The sequence below is a fragment of the Cellulosimicrobium composti genome (assembly GCF_009711085.1).
GTDB classification, from domain to species: domain Bacteria; phylum Actinomycetota; class Actinomycetes; order Actinomycetales; family Cellulomonadaceae; genus Cellulosimicrobium; species Cellulosimicrobium composti.
In genome coordinates this window covers 1-23,130 of record NZ_WMKA01000047.1, presented here as the reverse complement: position 1 = coordinate 23,130, position 23,130 = coordinate 1, and the positions used below count along the sequence as shown (strand labels likewise).

The window sequence follows — 23,130 nt, the reverse complement described above, 5'->3', positions numbered from 1 at the left end:
CAGGGTCGAGAACGATGCACGTCGGGCCTACGGTGCGGGTATGACGCACACCCCGCACGGCGCCGACGCGGCCGCCGACCTCCACGCCGACGCCCCCACCGGGGCCGGGAGCGACCCCGCGCAGGAGTCCGAGTCGTACACGCACGGGCACCACGAGTCCGTGCTGCGCTCGCACCGGTGGCGCACGGCCGAGAACTCGGCCGGGTTCCTCCTGCCGCACCTGCGCGCGGGCATGAGCGTCCTCGACGTCGGCTGCGGCCCGGCGACGGTCACCGTCGACCTCGCCGACCGCGTCGCCGACGGCCGGGTCGTCGGGGTCGACGCGTCCGAGGCCGTGCTCGCGAGCGCGCGCGAGCTCGCCGCGCAGCGCGGCACCGCGAACATCACGTTCCAGCACGCGAACGCGTACGAGCTCCCGTTCGCGGACGGCACGTTCGACGTCGTCTACGCCCACCAGCTCCTGCAGCACCTGTCCGACCCGGTCGCCGCGCTGCGCGAGATGAAGCGCGTCGCGAGGCCGGGCGGGCTCGTCGCCGTGCGCGACGCCGACTACGCCGCCATGACGTGGTACCCCGAGTCCCCGGGCCTGACGGAGTGGAACACGCTGTACCACGAGGTCACGCACGCGTACGGGTTCGAGGCCGACGCCGGGCGCCGCCTCTTCGCGTGGGTCCAGGACGCCGGGTTCGACCTCGACGGCATCGTCCCGAGCGCGAGCACCTGGTGCTACGCGACCCCTGCCGACCGCGCGTGGTGGGGCGGGCTGTGGGCCGAGCGCTGCGTCGCCTCCAACTTCGCCGTCCAGGCGAAGGAGTCGGCGCTCGCGGACGACGTCGCGCTCGAGCAGCTCGCGCAGGACTGGCTGCGCTGGGCCGAGGAGCCCGCGGGCTGGTTCGCGGTGCTCAACGGCGAGGTCCTCGCGCGCGCCTGACCCGACCCGTCCGGCCCCTCCCGCGCGACGGCGCACGGGCGGATAGCCTGACCCCGTGCGCATCGCGAGATTCACCACCGGAGACGACCCCCGTTACGCCCTCGTCCAGCAGGAGGGGGACCGCACGTACCTCGCGGTCCTCACGGGCGACCCGCTGTACATGCCCGTCACGCCGACGGGCGAGCGCATCGAGCTGGGCGACGGCGTCCGGCTCCTCGCTCCGGTGATCCCGCGCTCGAAGGTGGTCGCCGTGGGCCGCAACTACGCGGACCACGCGAGGGAGATGGGCAACGACGTCCCGACGAGCCCGCTGCTGTTCCTCAAGCCGAACACGTCGGTCGTGGGCCCGGACGACCCGATCGTCCTGCCCGACTTCTCGCAGGAGGTCTCGTACGAGGCCGAGCTCGCCGTCGTCATCGGGCGCCTCGCGAAGGACGTGACGCCCGAGGCCGCGCCCGGCTACGTGCTCGGCTACACCGTCGCGAACGACGTCACCGCGCGCGACGCCCAGCGCACCGACGGCCAGTGGGCGCGCGCCAAGGGCTTCGACTCCGCGTGCCCCCTCGGGCCGTGGATCGACACCGACCTCGACCCGGAGGACGTCGGCGTCCGCAGCCGCGTCAACGGCGAGGTCAAGCAGGACGGCCGCACGCGCGACATGGTCTTCGACGTCCCGTTCCTGGTGTCGTACGTCTCCGAGGCGATGACCCTGCTCCCCGGTGACGTCATCCTCACGGGCACGCCCGCGGGCGTCGGCCTGATCGACGTCGGCGACCGCGTCGAGTGCGAGGTCGAGGGACTGGGCGTCCTGAGCAACCCGGTCGTCCGCCGCGACTGAGACGCCGAGGGGCCCGACGCCGGACGCCGAGGCGGCGCGCGGCGTCGGGCAACTAGGCTGGGGGCCGTGATCCCCGCACCTGGTTCCTCGCCCGTCCGCGTCCGCTTCTGCCCGTCCCCGACCGGGACGCCGCACGTCGGCCTGATCCGCACCGCGCTGTTCAACTGGGCGTACGCGCGGCACACGGGTGGCACGTTCGTCTTCCGCATCGAGGACACCGACGCCGCGCGCGACAGCGAGGAGAGCTACCAGCAGCTCCTCGACGCGCTGCGCTGGCTCGGGCTCGACTGGGACGAGGGCGTCGAGGTCGGCGGCCCGCACGAGCCGTACCGCCAGTCGCAGCGCGCGGACATCTACCAGGACGTCATCGCGCGGCTCGTCGAGGGCGGGTACGTCTACGAGTCGTTCTCGACCCCGGAGGAGTCGGACGCGCGCAACGCCGCCGCGGGCCTCAAGACCAAGGGGTACGACAACTTCGACCGCACCCTCACGGACGAGCAGAAGGCCGCGTTCCGCGCCGAGGGCCGCGAGCCGGTACTGCGCCTGCGCATGCCCGACGAGGACATCACCTTCACCGACCTCGTGCGCGGCGAGATCACGTTCAAGGCGGGCTCCGTCCCGGACTACGCGCTCGTGCGCGCGAACGGCCAGCCGCTGTACACGCTCGTCAACCCCGTCGACGACGCGCTCATGGGCATCACGCACGTGCTGCGCGGCGAGGACCTGCTGTCCTCGACCCCGCGCCAGATCGCCCTGTACCGGGCCCTGCTGGACATCGGCGTCGCCCAGGTGATGCCGGAGTTCGGCCACCTTCCCTACGTCATGGGCGAGGCCAACAAGAAGCTCTCCAAGCGCGACCCCGAGTCGAACCTGTTCCTGCACCGCGAGCGCGGCTTCACGCCCGAGGGTCTGCTCAACTACCTCGCGCTGCTCGGCTGGTCGATCTCGCCGGACAACGACATCTTCTCGGTCACCGAGATGGTCGAGGCGTTCGACGTCCACGACGTGCTGCCCAACCCGGCCCGCTTCGACCTCAAGAAGGCGGAGGCGATCAACGCGACGCACGTGCGCCTGCTCGCGCCCGAGGACTTCCGCGACCGCCTCGTCCCGTACCTGCACGCCGGCGGCCTCGTCCCGGCGGACTCGTTCGCCGACCTGTCGCCGCGCGACCAGGAGATCCTCACCGCGGCCGCGCCGCTCGTGCAGGAGCGCATGGTGCTGCTCGGCGAGTCGGTCGGCATGCTCGGCTTCCTCTTCACGGCCGACGACGCGGTGACGGTCGAGGACGACGCGCGCGGGGCGCTGCGCGACGACGCGAAGGAGATCCTCGCCGCCGCGATCACCGCGCTCGACGTGCTGCAGGACGACGAGTTCGTCACCGCGGCGATCGAGGCGCGCCTGCGCGACGCGATCGTCGAGGGCATGGGCGTCAAGCCGCGCTTCGCGTTCACCCCGCTGCGCGTCGCGCTGACGGGCCGCCGCGTCTCCCCGCCGCTGTTCGAGTCCATGGAGCTGCTCGGCAAGGACTCGACGCTCGAGCGCCTCGTGCGCCTGCGGGACGCGCTGTGACGGACCCGGGCACCGCGCCCGTCGAGGGCGTCCTGTTCGACGTCGACGACACGCTCGTCGACACGCGCGCCGCGTTCGCGGAGGCGATCGCCGCGGCGTCGCGCGTGTGGCTGCCGCACCTGCCCCCGGACCGGTACGACGAGGTCCTCGCGCTGTGGCGCGCCGACCCGAACGGGCACTACCGCGCGTACACGCGCGGCGAGGTCGACTTCGACGCGCAGCGCATGGCGCGCGCGAACGAGCTCCAGGCGACGTTCGGCGGCGAGCTGCTCGACGACGCCGCGTACGTGGACTGGAAGGACCTCTTCTGGGGCACGTTCGAGGCGTCGTGGACGGCGTTCTCGGACTCCCGGCCCGTCGTCGACGCGCTCGTCGGCGCGGGGGTGCGCGTCGGGTCGCTGTCGAACGCGCGCGTCGAGCTGCAGACCCGCAAGCTCGCCGCCGCCGGCATGCCCGACGTCCCGCTGCTCGTCGGCGTGGACACCCTCGGCTTCGGCAAGCCGGACCCGCGCGTGTTCGCCGAGGCGTGCCGTCGGCTCGGCACCGACCCGGCCCGCACCGCGTACGTCGGCGACGAGCTAGACGTCGACGCGCGTGCCGCGCTCGCGGCGGGCCTCGTCGGGGTGTGGCTCGACCGTCCCGGCACGCGCCGCGGTGGCCCGCACCCCGAGGACCCGTCGGCGGCCCGCGCGTCGGGCGTGCACGTGGTGCACGGTCTCGCGGACCTGCCGGCCGCGCTCGGCGTCGCGGCCGAGGTGCCGGCGCCGCGGTAACGCTGGGCGAGCCGTGCGTCGCGACCGCGCCCGGGCCGGGCCGGGCGCGGCTCAGGCGAGCAGCAGGACGCCGGCGAGCGCCGTCGTCGTGACGAGGAGCGCCGAGAGCGCGCCGAGCGCGAGGGAACGGCGGCCCGTGCGCAGGAGGCGGGGCACGTCGACGCCGAGGCCGAGCGCGAACATCGCGGCGGCGAACGCGACCGTCGTCGCGGTCGCGAGCGCCGCGAGCAGGGGCGCGGGCACGACGCCGAGGCTGCGCAGCGCGACGGCGGCCACGAACCCGACCACGAACCACGGCACCGGGGCGACGCGCGGGGCTGCACCCGTCGCGCGGGTCACGACTCCCGTCGCCCGGGTCGCGTCGCCCGTGCCGCGGGCTCGTCCGGCGACCGGGACGTACGCGCCCCCGGCGGCGGTCGCGCGACGCGCGGCGCGGACGACGACGGCCCCCGCCACGGCGACGAGCGGGGCGAGCAGCGCGACGCGTGCGAGCTTGGCGACGGTCGCCGTCGCGAGCGCCGGGTCCGAGACCGCGCCCGCCGCCGTGACGACCTGCGCGACCTCCTGGACGCTCGCGCCGATCCACAGGCCGGTCCGGTCGTCGCCGAGCCCGAGCACGGACGCGAGCGCGGGGAGGACGGCGATCGCGAGCGTGCCGTAGAGCGTGACGAGCGCGAGCGACGCGGCGAGGGCCTCGTCGTCCGCGCGGGCCTGCGCGGGCGTGCGCGGGCGCCCGGCGACGACGCCCTGCATCGCGGAGATCGCCGCCGCCCCGCACACCGAGAACCCCGTCGCGACGAGCAGCGCGGCGACGCGGGGGACGCGCAGGACCCGGCCGAGCGCGAGGGTGCCCGCGAACGTGACCGCGAGCGTCGTCGTGACGACGACGAGCCCGCGCCACCCGAGCGCGAGGACCTCGGGCACCGAGAGGCCGAACCCCAGGAGCACGACGCCCGCCCGCAGCACGACGCGCGACGTCCACGCGATGCCGGGCCCCGTCGCGCGCAGCCGCGCACCGCCGCGGGCGCTCGCGGCCCGGGCGAGGACCGGCGCGACGAGCGCGCCGAGCAGGAGCGCGACGACGAGCGGCGACACCGTGGGGACGAGCCGGGACCCGGCGAGGACGACGACGGTCGCGGCACCCACCAGGGCGAGGCCGGGGAGGACCGCGCGCAGGCCCGTGGGCGGCACGGGGGAGCCGCGTCGCGGCGCCGGCGCGGGCGCGCCCGATCCCGGGTGGGGTGGCGTCGTGCGGGTCGCGGTGCGGGGCATATGACAAGCCTGCGGGGCCGCACGCCGCGGCGGAAGGCCGATCCTCGTGGCGAGCCATAGAGTGGGGCTATGGCCACGACCTCGCGCGACCGCACGTCGCTCGCCGCGCTCGAGCTGCTCGTCGCGACCGACTCGCACGGGTCGATCAGCGCGGCCGCCAGGGCGCTCGGCGTCGCGCAGCCCACCGCCTCGGCCGGGCTGCGCGCTCTCGAGCGCCGCCTCGGGCTCGACCTCCTGGAGCGCACGACGCGCGGCGCGCGCCTCACGGAGACCGGGCGCGCCACCGCGGCGTGGGCGCGCGAGGTCATCGAGGCCTCCGACCGGTTCGAGACGTCGGTCGTGGCGCTGCGCGACGCCCCAGCCGCCCGCGTCCGCGTCGCGGCGAGCCTCACGGTCGCCGAGTACCTCGCGCCCCGCTGGCTCGCACGGCTCGCGCTCGAGGGCCCGGCCGGCGGGGGAGCGCCCGACGTCGAGCTCGTCGTGCGCAACTCGCGCGAGGTGACGGAGCTCGTGCTGGGCGGCGAGGTCGAGCTGGGCTTCGTCGAGAGCGCGACCCTGCGGCGCGGGCTGCGCAGCCGCACCGTCGCGCACGACCGGCTCGTCGTGGTCGTCGGCCCGGGGCACCGCTGGGCCCGGCGGAGCGCGCTGCGCGTCGACGAGCTCCTCACCGGCGGGCTCGTCGTGCGCGAGCGCGGCTCGGGGACGCGCGAGACCCTCGAGCGTGGCCTCGCGGCCGTGGGGGAGCGCCTGCCCGACCACCTGCCCTACCTCGGCTCCACGGCGGCGCTCAAGACGGCCGTGCAGCACGCTGGGGCGGTCGCCGTGCTCTCGAGCCTCGCCGTCGCCGACGACGTCGCGCGCGGCGCGCTCGTGCGCGTCGCCGTCCCGGGGCTCGAGCTCGAGCGGCGGCTGCGGATGGTGTGGAAGGACGGGGCGGCGCTCTCGCCCGGCGCGCGCCGGATCGCGGCCGCGGCGGCCGCGGCGTCGGGCTGAGCCGTCCTCAGCGCACCGTCGCGTCCCACCGCCAGCGCGTGCGCCGCGGGCGGTCGGGCAGCTCGCCGCGCCCCGTCGCCCACAGCAGCACGAGGTCCGCGTCCTCGCCGGGGCGCAGGTCCACGTCGGGGAAGAGGCGCGCGAGGACGCGCGCCGCGAGACCGGTCGGGAAGGGCGCGTGCTCGCCCGTGAGGCCGAGGACGACGTCGTGGCCGTGCACGAGCACCTCCGTGACGCCCATGGCCGCGAAGCCCCCGGCGTCGGACGTGCCGTAGGGGTGGAACGCGCGCGCACCCCGCGGCCGGGTCTCGGCGAGCGTCGCGAGCAGCTCCGCGCCGCCCAGGAGCGCCTCCGCGAGGCCGGCGGTCCCCGACGCCCGGTCCACGTGCGCGATCTCGTCCTCGCCCCGCGGGCCGACCAGCGGGACGTACGCGAGCCGCGGCAGCGCCGCGAGCTGCAGCGCGTAGGCGAGCAGGTCGTCGACGACGTGCTCCGCCGTCGTCCAGCAGGACCAGCGCACGGGCCCGGCCGGGACGTCGAACCGGGTCGCGGGGTGGCGCACGAGGTGGTCCGCGAGCCAGCGCGCCGCGGTCCGGACGTCGTCGCCCGTCACGGCCTCCGGTGCGTCGTCGCCCCGCACGGGTCGTGGCGCGTCGTCGTCCGGTCCGGCGCCGGCCCGGCCGGACGCGGCCGCACCGGCGCTCACGGGGCGCCCGGCGCGGCGGGCAGGGCGTCCGCGCGCCAGCACTCCGCGAGGTAGGGCAGGTCGACCGCGTCGCGCCCCGCGAGCGCGGGGTGGGTCGCCACGAGGTCGTCGATCTCGCCGAGCAGCTCCTCGCGGCGCTCGGGGGGCAGCGTGAGGAAGTAGCTCCGGGACGCGGCGAGGGGCCGGAGCGAGGAGGTGGCCACGCGGTCCGCCCACGGCACCGTCCGGTGCTCGGGCGCCGTGAACAGGCCGGCGTCGAGGACGGGCTCGCGGTAGCTGCGCTCGAGCGTGTCGCCGCGGTGGATGATCTCCGTGAAGCGCCCGACCCAGTCGACCGCGTTGTCCCGGACGTTCCACACGATGCCGAGGCGGCCGCCCGGGCGCAGCACGCGTGCGATCTCGGGCTGCGCCGCCGGGGAGAACCAGTGCCACGCCTGCGCGACGAGCACGGCGTCGACGCTCGCGTCGGGTAGCGGGACGGACTCGGCCGAACCCGCGAGCGCGTGCGCGCCCGGCACGGTCTGCGCGAGGCGCTCCCGCATCGCGTCCGACGGCTCGACGGCGACGACGTCGAGACCGCGGGCGACGAGGCGCTCCGTGAGCTTGCCCGTCCCGGCGGCGAGGTCGAGGACCCTGCGCGCCCCGGTCGGGAGGAGCCAGTCGACCGCCGCGTCCGGGTACGAGGGGCGGGTCGAGGCGTACTGGGCGGCACCGAGCTCGAACGACGCGGCGCGGTCCGCCCGCGAGCCGGGATCGGGGGAGTCTCCTGCGCTCATGCCTCGACGGTGCCAGACGGCGCCGTCCCGCGTCGACCCGTACACGCGGACGCGCGGTCCACGCCGATCGCATTTGGTCGCAGTCGCCGCGTCCGGTAATGTTCTCGGCCGGTGGGACCTCCACGGGAGGGAGCCAGGGGACGAGTCTCGACTCGTCGCACGGCTTCCCGACCAGGGATGGTTACCCCCTTGGGGTATGGTGTAATTGGCAGCACGAGTGATTCTGGTTCACTTAGTCTAGGTTCGAGTCCTGGTACCCCAGCGAAGAGCTCCGGCTCTGGATCGGGCGGTCAAGACCGCGCGAAACATGAGGTAGAGTTCTCGACGGAGAAACGGACCGGAAACGGAACGAAGCTCCACAGGCCCCCATCGTCTAGCGGCCTAGGACGTCGCCCTCTCACGGCGGTAACACGGGTTCAAATCCCGTTGGGGGTACAGAGGAAGGCCCGGTCACCATCACGGTGACCGGGCCTTCGTCGTTCTTCAGCACATCCGTCCGAGCGGGGTCATCGCGGTGTGACGTCTCTCTCAGCAACGCATTCCGGGCTGCTCTCCGTGCCTGCCCGACGCGAACGGGTGCCGAGCGCCCGGAACCACGATTCCGCCGGCGCGGACGGGAAGGCGTCGCGCCGGAGCCCGGTCAGGGTGCGCCGTCGCGTCCCGGACCCGGCTCGTACGGCTTGGGGATCGGCGTCGGGGTCGGGCGGGGGTGGACGACGGGCACGTAGGTCGCCCGGTGCTCCCCGGAGACGGCCCAGCCCGGCTCGTCGTCGTGCGGGTCGCCGTCGTGCCCCACGCCGCCCCAGCGGTCACGGGAGGCGTCGTGCGCGGCCTCGTGCGCGCCCGCGACCGGGATGGGCTGGGTGGGGCCGCTCGACGCACCCGCGGACCGTCCCGGCACCACGACCACGTCGCGGTCCGTGGGCGGCGGCGGGACGGGCGGCAGCGTCTCGGCCGGGCTACGACCGTCCCACGCGGGAGCGGGCTCGACGGGCGCCGGCTCGGCCGGCTGCGGCGGGCGCGGGCCCGGTGGCGGGACGGCGGGCGGGACCGCGCCCTGCGCCGGGCCGGGAGAGGGTGCGCCGCCGCCCGACGGCGCCGCCCCGGGCCGGCTGCCCGGCGTGAAGAGCGTGTCGCACAGCAGGCGGTAGGTCGCGTCGGGGTGCGACACCCAGTCGATCTGGCGCAGCGCCTGGTCCTGGCCGGCCGACTCCAGCAGGAACTGGCCGTAGCCCAGGACGCGCCCGACCGGGGAGCGCCCGTAGTTCATGTCGGTGACCTTGGTGAGCGGCATCATCGCCACCTTGTGCGTGATGAGCCCGTACAGCAGGAGCAGGCGCTTGTCCGTGGCGACGAACCACTCGTTGCGCCACTCGAGGACCTTCCAGGCCAGCCGCACGACGAGGACGAGCCAGAGCCACCACAGGAGGAGCACGCCGTCGCCGACGGCCGGCCCGGCCTGCACCACGAGCCACGCGACGGCGAGCGCCGCGGCCGCCGTCGTCACGACGGGCTCGAGCAGCATGCCCCAGTGGTGGCGCGTCGCGACCACGACCCGCTCGCCGCTGAGGACGTAGCGGTCGAGGATCCGGCTGCGAGGGCCGCCGCGGGCCACGGTCAGTCCAGGAGCGAGCTGAAGAACTGCCCGATGGAGCGGAACGCCCCGAGGATCACGTCCCAGATCCCCTCGACGATGTCGGCGGCGCGGTCCGGGCTCGTGACGATCGCGTAGAGGGCGAAGATCACCAGCACCCAGATCAGGGTCGCCTTCACCTTCGGATGCATCGGGACTCCTCGTGTCTCGGGTTCGGACGGTCAGGCTCGCCCCCTGCCGCCCACCGAGCTGTCGGCGCCGGGGCACGCACAGCATGGCAGCAGCCGGTGCCATTTTGACAGGGCACGTCCCGTTTGCGGCCCGCGGCACGCCGACCGACGCCGACACCGGGTCGACACCGACGCCGGTGCCGACCCGGTGTTCCGGGCCTCGTCACGGGGTGGGTGGCAGGGACGCCGCCGTCGGTCACTCCCCGGCGCGGCGCAGGACCTCGGTGAGGCGGTTCGCGGCGGCGACGACCGAACCCGAGTGCAGGCGGCCGGGCTGGCGGCTGAGGCGCTCGACGGGGCCCGAGATCGACACGGCCGCGACGACGCGGCCCGACGGCCCGCGGACCGGCGCCGAGACGGACGCGACGCCGAGCTCGCGCTCGGACACGGACTGCGCCCACCCGCGGCGCCGGACCCCGGAGAGGATCGTCGCGGTGAACACGGCCTCCCGCAGCCCGCGGTGCAGGCGGTCGGGCTCCTCCCACGCGAGCAGGATCTGCGCGGCGGAGCCGGCGTTCATCGTGAGCGTCGCGCCGACGGGGATCGAGTCGCGCAGCCCGACGGGGCGCTCGGCCGCGGCGACGCAGATGCGGTGGTCGCCCTGGCGGCGGTAGAGCTGGGCGCTCTCGCCCGTGTGGTCGCGCAGCGCGGTGAGCACGGGGTTCGCGGCGGCGAGCAGGCGGTCCTCGCCTGCCGCGGTCGCGAGCTCGTTGAGCCGCGGGCCGAGGACGAAACGACCCTGCATGTCGCGCGCGACCATGCGGTGGTGCTCGAGGGCGACGGCGAGGCGGTGCGCCGTCGGACGGGCCAGGCCCGTGGCCGTGACCAGCTGCGCGAGGGTGGCCGGCCCGGACTCCAGGGCGCCCAGGACGGAGGCCGCCTTGTCCAGCACTCCGACTCCGCTAGTATTGTCCATAGGTCGATATTGACGTCTCACGCACTGAGATGCAAGTCCGGCGGAGATGTTCCACCCGCTGGACGTTCTCCCCGGCAGGCCGCCGGACGACGGACGATCGACCCCGACGGCGCTCCGTACCCCCCAGGAGCCCCGTGACAGACGACGAGGAGATGAGCAACATGGCCGGCACGCTGGCGGAGAAGGTCTGGGACGCGCACCTGGTGCGACGAGGCACCGACGGGTCGCCCGACCTCCTCTACATCGACCTCCACCTCGTGCACGAGGTCACCAGCCCGCAGGCGTTCGAGGGTCTGCGCCTCGCGGGCCGCCAGGTCCGACGCCCGGACCTCACCATCGCGACCGAGGACCACAACACTCCCACGCTCGACATCGACCTGCCCATCGCGGACCTCACGAGCCGCACGCAGATCGACACGCTGCGCAACAACGCGCGCGAGTTCGGCGTCCGGATCCACTCGCTCGGCGACGCCGACCAGGGCATCGTCCACCAGGTCGGCCCGCAGCTCGGCCTCACCATGCCGGGCCTCACCGTCGTCTGCGGCGACTCGCACACCTCGACCCACGGCGCGTTCGGCGCGCTCGCGTTCGGCATCGGCACGTCCGAGGTCGAGCACGTCCTCGCGACGCAGACGCTGCCGCTCGCGCCGTTCAAGACCATGGCGATCAACGTCGAGGGCGAGCTCCCGCCCGGCGCGACGAGCAAGGACATCATCCTCGCGATCATCGCCAAGATCGGCACCGGCGGCGGTCAGGGCTACGTGCTGGAGTACCGCGGCGAGGCCATCCGCAGGCTCTCCATGGAGGCGCGGATGACGATCTGCAACATGTCGATCGAGGCCGGCGCGCGCGCCGGCATGATCGCCCCGGACGACACCACGTTCGAGTACCTCAAGGGCCGCCCGCACGCGCCCGAGGGCGCCGACTGGGACGCCGCCGTCGAGTACTGGCGGACGCTGCGCTCGGACGACGACGCCGTCTTCGACGCCGAGGTCACGCTCCGCGCGTCCGACCTCGAGCCGTTCGTCACGTGGGGCACCAACCCCGGGCAGGGCCTGCCCATCTCCGCGACCGTGCCCGTCCCCGAGCAGATCGCCGACGAGAACGAGCGCGTCGCCGCCGAGCGCGCGATCGAGTACATGGGCCTCACGCCGGGCCAGCCGCTGCGCGAGATCCCGGTGGACACCGTGTTCATCGGCTCGTGCACCAACGGCCGCATCGAGGACCTGCGCTCCGTCGCGAAGGTCGTGCAGGGCCGCAAGAAGGCCGACGGCGTGCGCGTGCTCGTCGTCCCGGCGTCCGCTCGCGTGCGCCTGCAGGCCGAGGCCGAGGGCCTCGACCAGATCTTCCTCGACTTCGGCGCCGAGTGGCGCAACGCCGGCTGCTCGATGTGCCTCGGCATGAACCCCGACCAGCTCCAGCCCGGCGAGCGCGCCGCGTCCACCTCGAACCGCAACTTCGAGGGCCGCCAGGGCAAGGGCGGGCGCACGCACCTCGTGTCGCCGCTCGTGGCCGCCGCGACCGCGATCCGCGGGACGCTCTCCTCGCTCAGCGACCTCGACCTCCCCGAGGGCACCGACATCACGTCCTTCGACGGCACGCCGCTCGCCCCGCTCGACCCGCGCGTCCTCGTGCAGGTCTGACCGCAGCCCGCGCCCGCCCCGTCGCCCCCCGAAGACTCGAAGAGGTTCCTGCCATGGAGAAGTTCACGACCCACACCGGCGTCGGCGTCCCGCTGCGCCGCAGCAACGTCGACACCGACCAGATCATCCCCGCCGTCTACCTCAAGCGCGTGACGCGCACCGGGTTCGAGGACGCGCTGTTCGCCGCCTGGCGCGGCGACCCGACGTTCGTCCTCAACCAGGACGCCTACCGCGCGGGCTCCGTGCTCGTCGCCGGCCCGGACTTCGGCACCGGCTCGTCGCGCGAGCACGCCGTGTGGGCGCTCAAGGACTACGGCTTCCGCGTCGTCCTCGCCTCGCGCTTCGCCGACATCTTCCGCGGCAACTCCGGCAAGCAGGGCCTCGTCGCGGGCGTCGTCGCGCAGGAGGACATCGAGCTCCTCTGGAAGATCCTCGAGACCAACCCGGGCACCGAGGTGACCGTCGACCTGGTCAACCGCACCGCGTCCGCGCAGGACGTCACCGTGCCGTTCCAGATCGACGACTACACGCGCTGGCGCCTCATGGAGGGCCTCGACGACATCGGCCTCACCCTGCAGCACGAGGACGAGATCTCTGCGTTCGAGGCGACGCGCGCGTCGTGGCGCCCGAAGACCCTGCCGGCGAGGACGCTGCCCAAGGTCGAGATCGAGGCGGCTCGGCCCGTCGGCTGAGAGGTTCACGGGGGGCGGGCTCCGGGGTGGCGACGACGGGTCGACCATCCGCGGGGCTCGTCCCTCGCCCCGCTCCCGCCAGGCCCGCCACGACCCGTCGTCACCACCCCGGAGCCCGCCCGCGACCGTGTCTCCGACACGTCACGGCAGCGGGCTCTCGGCGTCGAAGCGGACCATTCACGTCCGAGCGTGGGCCGTGCGGCGGTCCGCGTCTGCGTCGGGCCGCCGCGCCGGGCCATCGGGCAGCGACGGTTCGCGTCCTCGTCAGGGGCGCGGGGGACCGGCGTGGATCGCGTCGAGGAGCGACGCCGGGGTCGCGGTCTCCGGGTTCCAGCGCGCCTCGACCCACCAGGTGGCGCCCGCGGCGGCGAGGCCCGCGAGCTGGTCCTCGGCCGCGGCGCGGTCCGCGGGGAGCTCGCCCTGGAGGACGACGTCGAACGGGCGGGCCGCGTCCAGGCCCAGGTCCGCGCGGCGCGTGGTGAGCCACGCGACGAGGGCTGAGACGTCGTCGGGCGTGGGGACGTCGAAGCCGCGGTCGCCGCGGAGCTGGAGCACGATGCCGTCGGCGCGCAGCGCGCGGTCGAGCGAGCGCAGCGGCGGACGGTCGGCGTCCCACACGCCGACCGGCCAGAGCGGCACGTGGTGCCCGACGGCCGCGCGCTCGACCGGGCGGGGGAGGAACCGCATCTCGCCCGCCCGCACGTGCGTCCCCTCGTACGCGAACGGCTCCCCGGTCCAGGCGCGGTCGAGGTAGGCGATCGCGTCGTCGAGCAGCTCGGCGCGCTCGCGCAGACCCTGGAGCTGGCCGGGCACGGCGGAGAAGCCGCCGTCGTCGAGGACGCCCACCCCGACGGGCAGGACGAGTCGCCCGCCGGAGAGGTGGTCGACGGTGAGCGCCTGCTGAACGACCTCCCACGGCCGGCGGCGCGGCAGCGCGAACACCATCGCCCCGAGCGCGATCCGCTCCGTGCGGGCGGCCGCCGCCGCGAGGATCCCCCACGGGTCGAACGTCTCGACCGGCATCGAGCGCAGGCTCAGCCCGTCCCACGAGAAGAAGCCGTCCCAGCCGGCGTCCTCGGCGCCGACCGCCATGTCGAGCACCTGCCTCGCCGAGCCGAAGCTGCCGACCACCCCGACCTTGAACCTCGTCGTCTCCGCCATGCCCGCGACGCTACGACCCGCCACCCACACCGCCGAGCGCACGGGACGGTGGTGCCGGTGGCGCAGGAACCGGCCGTCGCGGACGCTCAGCGGCCGGGCAGCGGCACGACGTCGAGGCGGACGATGCGGCGGCGCGCGACGTCGGTGACGACGAGGCGGTGACCGGCGACGTCGACGTGATCACCCACGACCGCGAGGCGGCCGAGCTGCGCGAGGACGTACCCGGCGACGGTCTCGTACGGGCCGTCGGGCAGCTCGATGCCGGTCCGCCGGGCGAGCTCCTCGATCGTCTGACCGGCGTCGACGCTCGTCGCACCCCCGTGCTCGCGCGCGGCGGACGGCTCGTCGGGGTCGTACTCGTCGCGGATGTCGCCCACGAGCTCCTCGACGAGGTCCTCGAGCGTGACGATGCCGTCGGTGCCGCCGTACTCGTCGACGACGACCGCGATGTGCACGCCCTCGCGCCGCATCTGCGACATCGCCGGCAGCACCGTGTTCGTCGCGGGAAGCGCGAGGATCGGGCGCACGACGTCGCGCACCGCGAGCGCGCGGCCCGTCGCCGGGTCGGTCGCGGGGTGGTCGGGGCAGTCGCGCCCCAGGAGGTCGCGCGCGTGCAGGAACCCGACGACGTCGTCGAAGTCGACCCCCGTCACGGGGTAGCGCGAGTAGGGCCCGGCGGCGACGGTCCGGGCCGCCTCGGCGAGCGGCGTGTCCGCGGCGAGGAACGCGACCTCGCCGCGCGGCGTCATCGCCTCCGCGAGCGACCGGTCGCCCGCGGAGAACACGTCGTCGAGGATGCGGCGCTCGTCCTCGGGCAGCGACTCGTGCGCGAGCACGATCTCGCGCAGCTCCTCCTCGCTCATCTCCTCCGTGCGCGCCGACGGGTCGCCGCCGAGCACGCGCACGACGCCGTCCGTCGAGCGCGACAGGAGCCAGATGACGGGGCGCATGAGCGTCGCGAAGCGGTCGAGCGGCGGGCCGACGGCGAGCGCGACGCCCGCCGCGCGCTGCAGCGCGATGCGCTTCGGCACGAGCTCGCCGAGGACGAGCGAGAGGTAGGCGATGACGAGCGTCAGCGCGACGAGCGCGACCGTGCCGGCGAGCGCGGGGGCGAGCCCCGCGTCCTCCAGGACGGGCGCGAGGTCGGGCGCGAGCGTCGAGGCGCCGTAGGCCGCCGAGAAGAACCCGGCGACGGTCACGCCGATCTGCACGGCCGCGAGGAAGCGGTTGGGGTCGCGCGCCACGGCGGCGACGCGCGCGCCGCGCGCCGACTGCCGCTCGAGCCGCGCGACCTGGCTCTCTCGCAGCGAGACGAGCGCGATCTCGGTGCCGGCGAACACGCCGCCGACGAGGATGAAGAGCAGGACGAGGCCGATGTTGGCCCAGGTGCCGGAGTCCATGCTCCATCCAAGCAGGCCGCCCGGCCCGCCGCGGGCTCAGCCGTCGGTGGGCGTCGGGTGCTCCGGGTCGGTCGTCGCCGCGGCGTCGGACGCGCCGTGCGTGCGGCGCGGGATCAGGTGCGCGACGAGCACCACGACGCCGCCCACGAGGATGCCGACGACGGCCGAGCACGCCGTGTTGACGAGCCAGCCGAGGAACCCGCCCACGCCCGCGACGCCGGTCACGGCGTGCTCGAGGTGGTGCACGACGTCGTACGGGCCGTGCCAGCCGAGGTCGTACGCGCCCTGCAGGAGGATGTGGCCGCCGACCCACAGCATGGCGATGATCCCGACGAACGAGATGACGGCCATGACCTTCGGCATCGCGCCGACGAGCCCGCGACCGAACGACTGGACCCATGGCGTGTCGCGCCGCGCGAGGTGCAGGCCGATGTCGTCCATCTTCACGATGAGCGCGACCACCCCGTACACGAGCACGGTGATGAGCACCGCGACGATCGCGAGGATGATCAGGCGCGACCAGAAGGCCTCCGAGGCGACCTCGTTGAGCGCGATGACCATGATCTCGGCGCTGAGGATGAAGTCGGTGCGCACCGCGCTCGACACGACCGAGTCCTCGTCGACGGCCTTCTTCTCGGTCTTCGTCTCGACCTCGGCGTGGTGCGTGCCGGAGACGAGCTCCCACACCTTCTCGGCGCCCTCGAACGCGAGGTACGTCCCGCCGAGCATGAGCAGCGGCGTGAGCAGGTCCGGCAGGAACTGGCTCAGCAGCAGGATCGCCGGGAGGATGAAGAGCAGCTTGTTGCGCAGCGACCCGACCGCGATGCGCTTGACGACGGGCAGCTCGCGCTTGGCCGCCAGGCCCTCGACGTAGCGGGGCGTGACCGCGGTGTCGTCGATGACGACGCCCGTCGCCTTGGCGCTCGCTCGCCCCGCGGCCGCGCCGACGTCGTCGATCGACGCGGCGGCGAGCCTGGCGAACGCCGCGATGTCGTCCAGGAGGGCAGCGAGTCCGAAGGCCATGGGAGGTGCTCCGTGCGCCGGCCCGCGTCGCCGCGCACGGGCCCGCTGGTCGAGGGGACGCGGCCGCAGCATCGTAGCGACTCCGCCCCCACCTCGCGTCGCCGTGTCCGCGTCGCTCAGGGCGTGGTGGTCGCGGGGCGCGTCACGACGTTCACGACGCGCGGTGCGCGCACGACGACGCGCACGACCTCCCGCTCCGACGTCGCCCGCGCGACGCCGCTCGTCGCGAGGGCGAGGTCGCGCAGCACGGCGTCGTCGACGTCGGCCGGGACGCGGACCCGCGCGCGGACCTTCCCGTCGACCTGGACCGCGGCCTCCACCTCGTCCACCGCGAGGAGCGCGGGGTCCACGGGCGGCCAACCCGCGTCGGCGACCGACGGCTCGTGCCCGAGGCGCTGCCACGCCTCCTCGGCCGTGTACGGGGCGAACAGACCGAGCAGCACCGCCACCGTCTCGGCGGACTCGCGGACGGCCGCGGCGTGCGGGGCGGCGGGCTCGCCCGGTGCCGGCCCGGCGTCGGCCGCGCGCCGCGCCGCCGTGACGAGCTCCATGACGCGCGCGACGACGACGTTGAACGCGCCCCGGTCGAGCAGGTCCTGCGCGTCGTGCACGGTCCGGTGCGTGGCTCGGCGCAGCGCGTGGGCGCGCGACCCGGGCACGACGGCGCCGACCTCCTCGGTGTGGGAGGTCGTCCGCCCCGCGGCCGTCACGGAGTCCGCGAGCCGCAGCACGCGCGCGCAGAACCGCCGCATCGCGCCCGGGTCGACGTCGGCCCAGTCGACGTCGTCCTGCGGCGGCCCGGCGAACACCATCGCGAGCCGCACCGCGTCCGCGCCGTACCGGTCGAGCTGTTCGCCCAGGTCCACGCCGTTGCCGAGCGACTTGCTCATCGCGCGCCCGCCGTGGAGGACCTGCCCCTGGTTGAGCAGCGTCGCGAACGGCTCGACGACGTCGACCCAGCCCTCGTCGTGCAGGAACTTCGTGACGAACCGGCTGTACAGCAGGTGCAGGATCGCGTGCTCGACGCCGCCCACGTACTGCGCCGCGGGCATCCACCGCCGCGCGTCCTCGGGACGGAACGGGACGTCGTCGGGCGGGCCGTCGTCGCCCAGCGAGCAGTACCGCAGGAAGTACCACGACGAGTCGACGAACGTGTCGAGCGTGTCCGGGTCGCGCTCGGCGTCGCCGCCGCACCGGGGGCACGCGACGCGCCGCCACGCGTCGGCCGCGGGGGAGGCGAGCGGCGAGCGGCCGCGGGGGAGCAGGTCGTCGCCCGCCAGGTCCGGCAGCCGCACGGGCAGCTCGTCGTCGGGCACCGGCACGACGCCGCAGCCCGGGCAGTGCACGACCGGCACCGGGGCGCCCCAGTAGCGCTGGCGCGAGACCAGCCAGTCGCGCAGGCGGTACGACGTCGCGCGCTCGCCCGTGCCGTCGGCCTCCAGCCGCGCGACCGCCTCCTCGACGCCCGCCCACGTCTCGCCCGACCCGGCGGGCAGGCCGTGCGCCGCGGCGAACCGCGCGTCGCGGTCGTCGTGCGCGGGTACGCCCATCACCGCGCCCGTCCCGTAGCCGGGCAGCACGTGGTCCGCGGCCCACACGGGCAGGCGGTCGCCCGTCACGGGGTGGCGCACCCACGCGCCGAGGAACGTCCCCGCGCTCGGGCGCTGCGCGTTCGTCCGCTCGATCTCCCCGGACGCCAGCACGGCCTCCCGGTGCCGGGCCAGCGCGTCCGCGCGCTCCGGGGCGCACAGCGCGCCCGCGAGCGGCCCGTCGGGCGCGACGGCGACGAACGTCACGCCGGGCAGGGTGTCGGGCCGCGTCGTGAACACCTCGACGTGGTCGGGGCGCGCGCCCGCACCGGGCGAGCCGACCTCCCCGGCGCGCGGGCCGTCGTCGGGCACGACCGCGAACCGCACGCGCGCGCCCGTGCTGCGCCCGACCCAGTTCCGCTGCATCGTCAGCACGCGCGCGGGCCACGCGCTCTCCAGCGCGTCCATGTCGTCGAGCAGGCGGTCCGCGTACGCGGTGACGCGCACGAACCACTGCGTCAGCTCGCGCCGCACGACGACCGCCCCGCACCGCTCGCACCGACCGCCCACGACCTGCTCGTTCGCGAGCACGGTCCGATCGGTCGGGCACCAGTTCACGGGGGCGGTCGCGCGGTAGGCGAGGCCGCGGTCCAGCAGGCGCAGGAACAGCCACTGCGTCCAGCGGTAGTATTCGGGCCGGTGCGTCTCCAGGCGGCGCGACCAGTCGAACGACACCCCGTACCGGCGAGCCGTGCCCGCCTGCGTCGCGATGTTGGTCTCGGTGAAGACCGCGGGGTGCTCGCCGCGGCGGATCGCGGCGTTCTCGGCGGGCAGCCCGAACGAGTCCCAGCCGATCGGGTTGAGCACGTCGTCCCCGCGCAGCCGCCAGTACCGCGCGACGACGTCCTCCAGCGCGAACACCTCGGCGTGACCCATGTGCAGGTCGCCCGACGGGTACGGGAACATCGTCAGCAGGTAGCGGCGCGGGCGCGCGCCGTCGTCGCGCGCGCGGAACGTGCCGTGCTCGGCCCAGTACCGCTGCCACCGGTCCTCGACCTCGCGCGTCGGACCGCCGAGCATGCGGTCGTCGCCCGAGATGGGCCCGACACGGGCGCTACCCGCATGGTCGGCGTGGTGGGGTGGGTGTGCGGCGTCCACGGGAGGCTCCTCGAGAAGGTGGGCTTCGTCGTCGGGCACTCGCCGTGCGCGGACCAGGACACGCAGGCACCGCCGCGCTGAGCGTGCCCGCCCGGCGGGCTCAGCGCGGCCGGCGAAGGAGGAGCCGCATGCGTCGCATCCCGGACATCGTGACTCTCCCGGCCGCGCGGGGTCAACCCTCACGGGCCGAGGCAGTGTGGCGGACGTCGCCCGCACGCGCGCCCCGGGGCCGATCCGGCGCCAGTAGGCTGGGCGTCATGGCATCCCACTACGACGTCGTCGTCCTCGGTGCAGGTCCCGGTGGTTACGTGGCCGCGATCCGTGCAGCCCAGCTGGGCCTGTCGGTCGCGGTCGTGGAGGAGAAGTACTGGGGAGGGGTGTGCCTCAACGTCGGCTGCATCCCGTCCAAGGCGCTCCTGCGCAACGCCGAGCTCGCGCACATCTTCCAGCACGACGCGAAGACCTTCGGCATCTCCGGTGACGTGAGCTTCGACTTCGGCGCGGCGTTCGACCGCTCGCGCCAGGTCGCGGAAGGGCGCGTCAAGGGCGTGCACTTCCTCATGAAGAAGAACAAGATCACCGAGTACGACGGCCGCGGCACGTTCCGCGACGCGCACACGCTCGACGTGCGGCTCGGCGACGGCTCCACCACCGAGGTGACGTTCGACAACGTCATCATCGCGACGGGCTCGAAGGTCCGCCTCCTGCCGGGCGTCGAGCTGTCGGAGAACGTCGTCACGTACGAGAAGCAGATCCTCACGCGCGACCTGCCTCGCTCCATCGCCATCGTCGGCGCCGGCGCGATCGGCATGGAGTTCGGCTACGTCCTCAAGAACTACGGCGTGGACGTCACGATCATCGAGTTCCTCGACCGCGCGCTGCCCAACGAGGACGCGGACGTGTCGAAGGAGATCGCCAAGCAGTACAAGAAGCTCGGCATCAACCTGCTCACCTCGACCGCCGTGCAGACGGTCAAGGACAACGGCACCGCCGGCGTCACCGTCAGCTACAAGGGCGTCAAGGACGACAAGCCGGGCGAGCTCGTCGTCGACAAGGTGCTCATGGCCGTCGGCTTCGCCCCCAACGTCGAGGGCTTCGGCCTCGAGAACACCGGCGTCCAGCTCACCGAGCGCGGCGCCATCGCGATCGACGACGTCATGCGCACCAACGTCGAGCACATCTACGCGATCGGCGACGTCACCGCGAAGCTCATGCTCGCGCACGTCGCGGAGGCGCAGGGCGTCGTCGCGGCCGAGACCATCGGCGGCGCCGAGACCCTCACGCTCGGCGACTACCGCATGATGCCGCGCGCGACGTTCTGCCAGCCGCAGGTCGCGAGCTTCGGCCTCACCGAGCAGCAGGCGCGCGACGAGGGCTACGACGTCAAGGTCGCGACCTTCCCGTTCATGGCGAACGGCAAGGCGCACGGCCTCGGCGACCCGACCGGCTTCGTCAAGCTCATCTCCGACGCGACGTACGGCGAGCTCCTCGGCGGCCACCTCATCGGCCCCGACGCGTCCGAGCTCCTGCCCGAGCTCACGCTCGCGCAGAAGTGGGACCTCACCGTCAACGAGGTCGCGCGCAACGTGCACACGCACCCGACGCTGTCCGAGGCCGTCCAGGAGTCGATCCACGGCCTCGCGGGGCACATGATCAACTTCTGATCGAGCGCGGTCGGCACCTGCCGACAGCCCGCGTGAGAGGCCCGGTCCTGCGGAACGCCGCGAGACCGGGCCTCTCGCCGTCTCCGGAGCCCCGGCGTGACGAAGACGGCACGACGTCCTCGACGGCGACGCGCGCTGCGAGCGGGCCGCAGCGCCCCCATGCTGGACGTTCCGCCGACGCCGACAGGGGAGACGCACATGTCCGACCAGACCACGCCGCAGGACCCCACCACCGAGCACCCGCAGCCGGAGCAGCCCGCGGACGACCTGCAGCCGCCGGGGCGCACGGGTGACATGTCGCAGGAGCCCGACCACGGGGAGACCACCTACCGGGGGTCGGGACGGCTCGACGGCAAGCGGGCGCTGATCACGGGCGGTGACTCTGGCATCGGGCGCGCGGTCGCGATCGCGTTCGCGCGCGAGGGTGCGGACGTCGCGATCTCGTACCTCCCGGAAGAGGAGGAGGACGCCCGCACGACCGCCCGCTGGGTCGAGGACGCCGGCCGCACCGCGGTCCTGCTCCCGGGCGACATCCGCGACGAGGAGTTCTGCCGGCGCCTCGTCGCCGACGCCGTCGCGGGCCTGGGCGGGCTCGACGTGCTGGTGAACAACGCCGCGTACCAGATGGCGCAGGACGACGGCTTGCGTGGGATCACGACCGAGCAGCTCGACCGCGTGCTCAAGACCAACGTGTACGCGCTGTTCTGGATCACGAAGGCGGCGCTCGACCACCTGCCGCGCGGCGGAGCGATCATCAACACCTCGTCCGTCCAGGCGTTCGAGCCGAGCCCGCCGCTGCTCGACTACGCATCGACGAAGGCGGCGATCCTCAACTTCACCAAGGGGCTCGCGCAGCAGCTCGCGCCCGAGGGTATCCGGGTCAACGCCGTCGCGCCGGGACCGATCTGGACGCCGCTCATCCCGGCGACCATGCCGGAGGAGAAGGTCGAGCAGTTCGGCGCCGACACCCCGCTGGGTCGCGCCGGGCAGCCGGCCGAGCTCGCGCCGGCGTACGTGTTCTTCGCGTCCCAGGAGTCGAGCTACATCACGGGCGACCGCATCGGCGTCACGGGCGGCCGTCTGCTCTGACCCGGCCCTCGCGACGGCGGCGGCGCCACCCGACCGGGTGCGCCGCCGTCGTCGTGCCGGGAGAGGATGGTCCCGGGGGAGACCGACCGAGAAGGAGACCCATGCCTGCGCCCACCACACCCACCCGCGAGTTCGTCACCGGCCTGCCGAAGGCGGAGCTGCACCTGCACCTGGAGGGCACGCTCGAGCCCGACCTCAAGCTGCGCCTCGCGCAGCGCAACGGGATCGACATCGGGCAGACGACGGTCGAGGAGGTGCGCGCCACGTACGCGTTCGACTCGCTCACGAGCTTCCTCGCCGTGTACTACCCGGCGATGGAGGTGCTGCAGACCGCGGACGACTTCTACGAGCTCGCCGACGCGTACCTCGCCCGCGCGGCCGCGGACGGCGTGAAGCACGTCGAGATGTTCTTCGACCCGCAGGCGCACACGTCGCGTGGCGTGCCGTTCGAGGCGGTCGTGACGGGCTACCACCGCGCCGCGGCCGAGGCGCCGGGCAAGCACGGCGTCGACGCGCACCTCATCCTGTGCTTCCTGCGCGACCTGTCCGCCGAGAGCGCGGCCGAGACGCTCGAGGCGTCCGTGCCGTTCCGGGACAGGATCCTGGGCGTCGGGCTCGACTCCGACGAGCGCGACAACCCGCCGCAGAAGTTCGCCGCGGTGTTCGCGCGCGCCCGCGAGCTCGGCTACCGGCTGACGATGCACTGCGACATCGACCAGGTCGGCAGCATCGACAACATCCGCACCGTCCTCGACGAGATCGGCGTGGACCGCGTGGACCACGGGACGAACGTCGTCGAGGACCCGGCGCTCGTCGACGTCGTGCGCGAGCGCGGTCTGGGGCTCACGTGCTGCCCGATCTCGAACTCGTTCGTCACCGACGACATGAAGGCGACCGAGATCGCGGGCCTGCTGCGCTCGGGCGTGCGCGTCACCGTGAACTCCGACGACCCCGCGTACTTCGGCGGCTACGTCGCGGACAACTACGTGGCGCTCGCCGAGGCGGCCGACCTCACGGTCGCCGAGGTCGTGCAGCTCGCGCGCAACTCGTTCGAGGCGTCGTGGCTGGGCGACTCGCAGCGCGCGGCGTACCTCGCCGAGATCGACGGGTACGTCGCGGCGTTCGAGGCGCGGGCAGTCTAGAGGCTGTCCCGTATGGGGTGGTTCGGGTGGG

At 74.3% G+C, this 23,130-nt stretch carries 20 protein-coding genes and 2 tRNA genes; 12 read left to right on the top strand and 10 right to left on the bottom strand.

The window, feature by feature from the left end; translation table 11 throughout:
• Positions 1 to 40: 40 nt before the first annotated feature.
• From GJV82_RS15895 to GJV82_RS15880, 4 genes are all read left to right on the top strand, one after another.
• Positions 41 to 931: a methyltransferase domain-containing protein gene (locus GJV82_RS15895; protein WP_155099907.1), complete on the top strand. Its 891-nt coding sequence runs from the start codon at positions 41 to 43 to the stop codon at positions 929 to 931.
• Between the two features lie 55 nt (positions 932 to 986).
• Positions 987 to 1,769, top strand: a complete 783-nt coding sequence (locus GJV82_RS15890; protein WP_318657727.1) for a fumarylacetoacetate hydrolase family protein — start codon at positions 987 to 989, stop codon at positions 1,767 to 1,769.
• Positions 1,770 to 1,835: 66 nt separating this feature from the next.
• On the top strand, positions 1,836 to 3,338 hold the full coding sequence (gltX, locus tag GJV82_RS15885) for a glutamate--tRNA ligase (RefSeq protein ID WP_318657726.1): 1,503 nt from the start codon (positions 1,836 to 1,838) through the stop codon (positions 3,336 to 3,338).
• Positions 3,335 to 4,111, top strand: coding sequence for an HAD family hydrolase (locus tag GJV82_RS15880; protein WP_318657725.1), 777 nt, complete (start codon positions 3,335 to 3,337; stop codon positions 4,109 to 4,111). Before gltX ends, GJV82_RS15880 begins: the two co-directional genes overlap by 4 nt.
• Before the next feature lie 51 nt (positions 4,112 to 4,162).
• Here the strand turns inward: GJV82_RS15880 and GJV82_RS15875 are convergent, their stop codons facing one another.
• Positions 4,163 to 5,383: a YeiH family protein gene (locus GJV82_RS15875; protein WP_225873419.1), complete on the bottom strand. Its 1,221-nt coding sequence runs from the start codon at positions 5,381 to 5,383 to the stop codon at positions 4,163 to 4,165.
• A gap of 69 nt (positions 5,384 to 5,452) precedes the next feature.
• Between GJV82_RS15875 and GJV82_RS15870 the strand changes: the two genes are divergently transcribed.
• Positions 5,453 to 6,376: a LysR family transcriptional regulator gene (locus GJV82_RS15870; protein WP_155099905.1), complete on the top strand. Its 924-nt coding sequence runs from the start codon at positions 5,453 to 5,455 to the stop codon at positions 6,374 to 6,376.
• A gap of 7 nt (positions 6,377 to 6,383) precedes the next feature.
• On the opposite strand, the gene GJV82_RS15865 is transcribed toward GJV82_RS15870, so the two are convergent.
• Both GJV82_RS15865 and GJV82_RS15860 read right to left on the bottom strand, forming a co-directional pair.
• A complete protein-coding gene (locus GJV82_RS15865) occupies positions 6,384 to 7,082 on the bottom strand; it encodes a hypothetical protein (protein ID WP_151192089.1) in 699 nt (232 codons plus the stop codon).
• The gene (locus GJV82_RS15860; protein WP_034604454.1) at positions 7,079 to 7,858 is read right to left on the bottom strand and encodes a class I SAM-dependent methyltransferase; all 780 of its coding nucleotides are present in this window, start codon (positions 7,856 to 7,858) and stop codon (positions 7,079 to 7,081) included. Before GJV82_RS15860 ends, GJV82_RS15865 begins: the two co-directional genes overlap by 4 nt.
• 190 nt (positions 7,859 to 8,048) lie before the next feature.
• On the opposite strand from GJV82_RS15860, the gene GJV82_RS15855 reads away from it, so the two are divergent.
• Together GJV82_RS15855 and GJV82_RS15850 are read left to right on the top strand one after the other, a co-directional pair.
• Positions 8,049 to 8,120, top strand: a tRNA-Gln gene (locus tag GJV82_RS15855).
• A 100-nt stretch (positions 8,121 to 8,220) separates the two neighbouring features.
• Positions 8,221 to 8,293, top strand: a tRNA-Glu gene (locus GJV82_RS15850).
• Between the two features lie 205 nt (positions 8,294 to 8,498).
• Here GJV82_RS15850 and GJV82_RS20235 read toward each other — a convergent pair.
• From GJV82_RS20235 to GJV82_RS15840, 3 genes are all read right to left on the bottom strand, one after another.
• Positions 8,499 to 9,473, bottom strand: a complete 975-nt coding sequence (locus tag GJV82_RS20235; protein WP_318657724.1) for a PH domain-containing protein — start codon at positions 9,471 to 9,473, stop codon at positions 8,499 to 8,501.
• A gap of 2 nt (positions 9,474 to 9,475) precedes the next feature.
• A complete protein-coding gene (locus GJV82_RS19560; protein WP_179151500.1) occupies positions 9,476 to 9,643 on the bottom strand; it encodes a hypothetical protein in 168 nt (55 codons plus the stop codon).
• A gap of 235 nt (positions 9,644 to 9,878) precedes the next feature.
• A complete protein-coding gene (locus GJV82_RS15840; RefSeq protein WP_024840729.1) occupies positions 9,879 to 10,598 on the bottom strand; it encodes an IclR family transcriptional regulator in 720 nt (239 codons plus the stop codon).
• A 161-nt stretch (positions 10,599 to 10,759) separates the two neighbouring features.
• Here GJV82_RS15840 and leuC point away from each other — a divergent pair, with 161 nt between their 5' ends.
• Positions 10,760 to 12,241 carry a 3-isopropylmalate dehydratase large subunit gene (gene leuC, locus GJV82_RS15835; RefSeq protein ID WP_115943716.1) on the top strand — a complete coding sequence of 494 codons (1,482 nt, stop codon included), beginning with the start codon at positions 10,760 to 10,762 and terminating at the stop codon, positions 12,239 to 12,241.
• A gap of 53 nt (positions 12,242 to 12,294) precedes the next feature.
• Complete coding sequence (gene leuD, locus GJV82_RS15830) at positions 12,295 to 12,933, top strand: 3-isopropylmalate dehydratase small subunit (RefSeq protein ID WP_024840731.1); 639 nt, start codon at positions 12,295 to 12,297, stop codon at positions 12,931 to 12,933.
• Between the two features lie 264 nt (positions 12,934 to 13,197).
• Here leuD and GJV82_RS15825 read toward each other — a convergent pair whose 3' ends face one another.
• From GJV82_RS15825 to GJV82_RS15810, 4 genes are all read right to left on the bottom strand, one after another.
• On the bottom strand, positions 13,198 to 14,094 hold the full coding sequence (locus GJV82_RS15825) for an LLM class flavin-dependent oxidoreductase (RefSeq protein ID WP_155099904.1): 897 nt from the start codon (positions 14,092 to 14,094) through the stop codon (positions 13,198 to 13,200).
• 86 nt (positions 14,095 to 14,180) lie between these two features.
• A complete protein-coding gene (locus tag GJV82_RS15820; RefSeq protein ID WP_024840733.1) occupies positions 14,181 to 15,494 on the bottom strand; it encodes a hemolysin family protein in 1,314 nt (437 codons plus the stop codon).
• 36 nt (positions 15,495 to 15,530) lie between these two features.
• A complete protein-coding gene (locus GJV82_RS15815) occupies positions 15,531 to 16,517 on the bottom strand; it encodes a DUF808 domain-containing protein (protein ID WP_155099903.1) in 987 nt (328 codons plus the stop codon).
• Between the two features lie 116 nt (positions 16,518 to 16,633).
• Complete coding sequence (locus tag GJV82_RS15810) at positions 16,634 to 19,126, bottom strand: leucine--tRNA ligase (RefSeq protein WP_155099913.1); 2,493 nt, start codon at positions 19,124 to 19,126, stop codon at positions 16,634 to 16,636.
• Between the two features lie 335 nt (positions 19,127 to 19,461).
• On the opposite strand from GJV82_RS15810, the gene lpdA reads away from it, so the two are divergent.
• The 3 genes from lpdA to GJV82_RS15795 all read left to right on the top strand — a co-directional run bounded on the left by lpdA (position 19,462) and on the right by GJV82_RS15795 (position 23,099).
• Complete coding sequence (lpdA, locus tag GJV82_RS15805) at positions 19,462 to 20,868, top strand: dihydrolipoyl dehydrogenase (RefSeq protein ID WP_115942833.1); 1,407 nt, start codon at positions 19,462 to 19,464, stop codon at positions 20,866 to 20,868.
• A 198-nt stretch (positions 20,869 to 21,066) separates the two neighbouring features.
• A complete protein-coding gene (locus GJV82_RS15800) occupies positions 21,067 to 21,957 on the top strand; it encodes an SDR family oxidoreductase (protein WP_155099902.1) in 891 nt (296 codons plus the stop codon).
• A gap of 101 nt (positions 21,958 to 22,058) precedes the next feature.
• Positions 22,059 to 23,099, top strand: coding sequence for an adenosine deaminase (locus GJV82_RS15795; RefSeq protein WP_155099901.1), 1,041 nt, complete (start codon positions 22,059 to 22,061; stop codon positions 23,097 to 23,099).
• The last annotated feature ends 31 nt before the right edge of the window (positions 23,100 to 23,130 follow it).

Bases quoted from the DNA above. Each gene is read 5' to 3' on its own strand.
- GJV82_RS15895 (WP_155099907.1), top strand. From the start codon at position 41: ATGACGCACACCCCGCACGGCGCCGACGCGGCCGCCGACCTCCACGCC.
- GJV82_RS15870 (WP_155099905.1), top strand. From the start codon at position 5,453: ATGGCCACGACCTCGCGCGACCGCACGTCGCTCGCCGCGCTCGAGCTG.
- GJV82_RS15840 (WP_024840729.1), bottom strand. From the start codon at position 10,598: ATGGACAATACTAGCGGAGTCGGAGTGCTGGACAAGGCGGCCTCCGTC.
- GJV82_RS15820 (WP_024840733.1), bottom strand. From the start codon at position 15,494: ATGGACTCCGGCACCTGGGCCAACATCGGCCTCGTCCTGCTCTTCATC.
- lpdA (WP_115942833.1), top strand. From the start codon at position 19,462: ATGGCATCCCACTACGACGTCGTCGTCCTCGGTGCAGGTCCCGGTGGT.
- GJV82_RS15825 (WP_155099904.1), bottom strand. From the start codon at position 14,094: ATGGCGGAGACGACGAGGTTCAAGGTCGGGGTGGTCGGCAGCTTCGGC.
- GJV82_RS15810 (WP_155099913.1), bottom strand. From the start codon at position 19,126: ATGCTCGGCGGTCCGACGCGCGAGGTCGAGGACCGGTGGCAGCGGTAC.
- GJV82_RS19560 (WP_179151500.1), bottom strand. From the start codon at position 9,643: ATGCATCCGAAGGTGAAGGCGACCCTGATCTGGGTGCTGGTGATCTTC.
- GJV82_RS15795 (WP_155099901.1), top strand. From the start codon at position 22,059: ATGCCTGCGCCCACCACACCCACCCGCGAGTTCGTCACCGGCCTGCCG.
- GJV82_RS15875 (WP_225873419.1), bottom strand. From the start codon at position 5,383: ATGCCCCGCACCGCGACCCGCACGACGCCACCCCACCCGGGATCGGGC.
- GJV82_RS15800 (WP_155099902.1), top strand. From the start codon at position 21,067: ATGTCCGACCAGACCACGCCGCAGGACCCCACCACCGAGCACCCGCAG.
- GJV82_RS15860 (WP_034604454.1), bottom strand. From the start codon at position 7,858: ATGAGCGCAGGAGACTCCCCCGATCCCGGCTCGCGGGCGGACCGCGCC.
- leuD (WP_024840731.1), top strand. From the start codon at position 12,295: ATGGAGAAGTTCACGACCCACACCGGCGTCGGCGTCCCGCTGCGCCGC.
- GJV82_RS15815 (WP_155099903.1), bottom strand. From the start codon at position 16,517: ATGGCCTTCGGACTCGCTGCCCTCCTGGACGACATCGCGGCGTTCGCC.
- leuC (WP_115943716.1), top strand. From the start codon at position 10,760: ATGGCCGGCACGCTGGCGGAGAAGGTCTGGGACGCGCACCTGGTGCGA.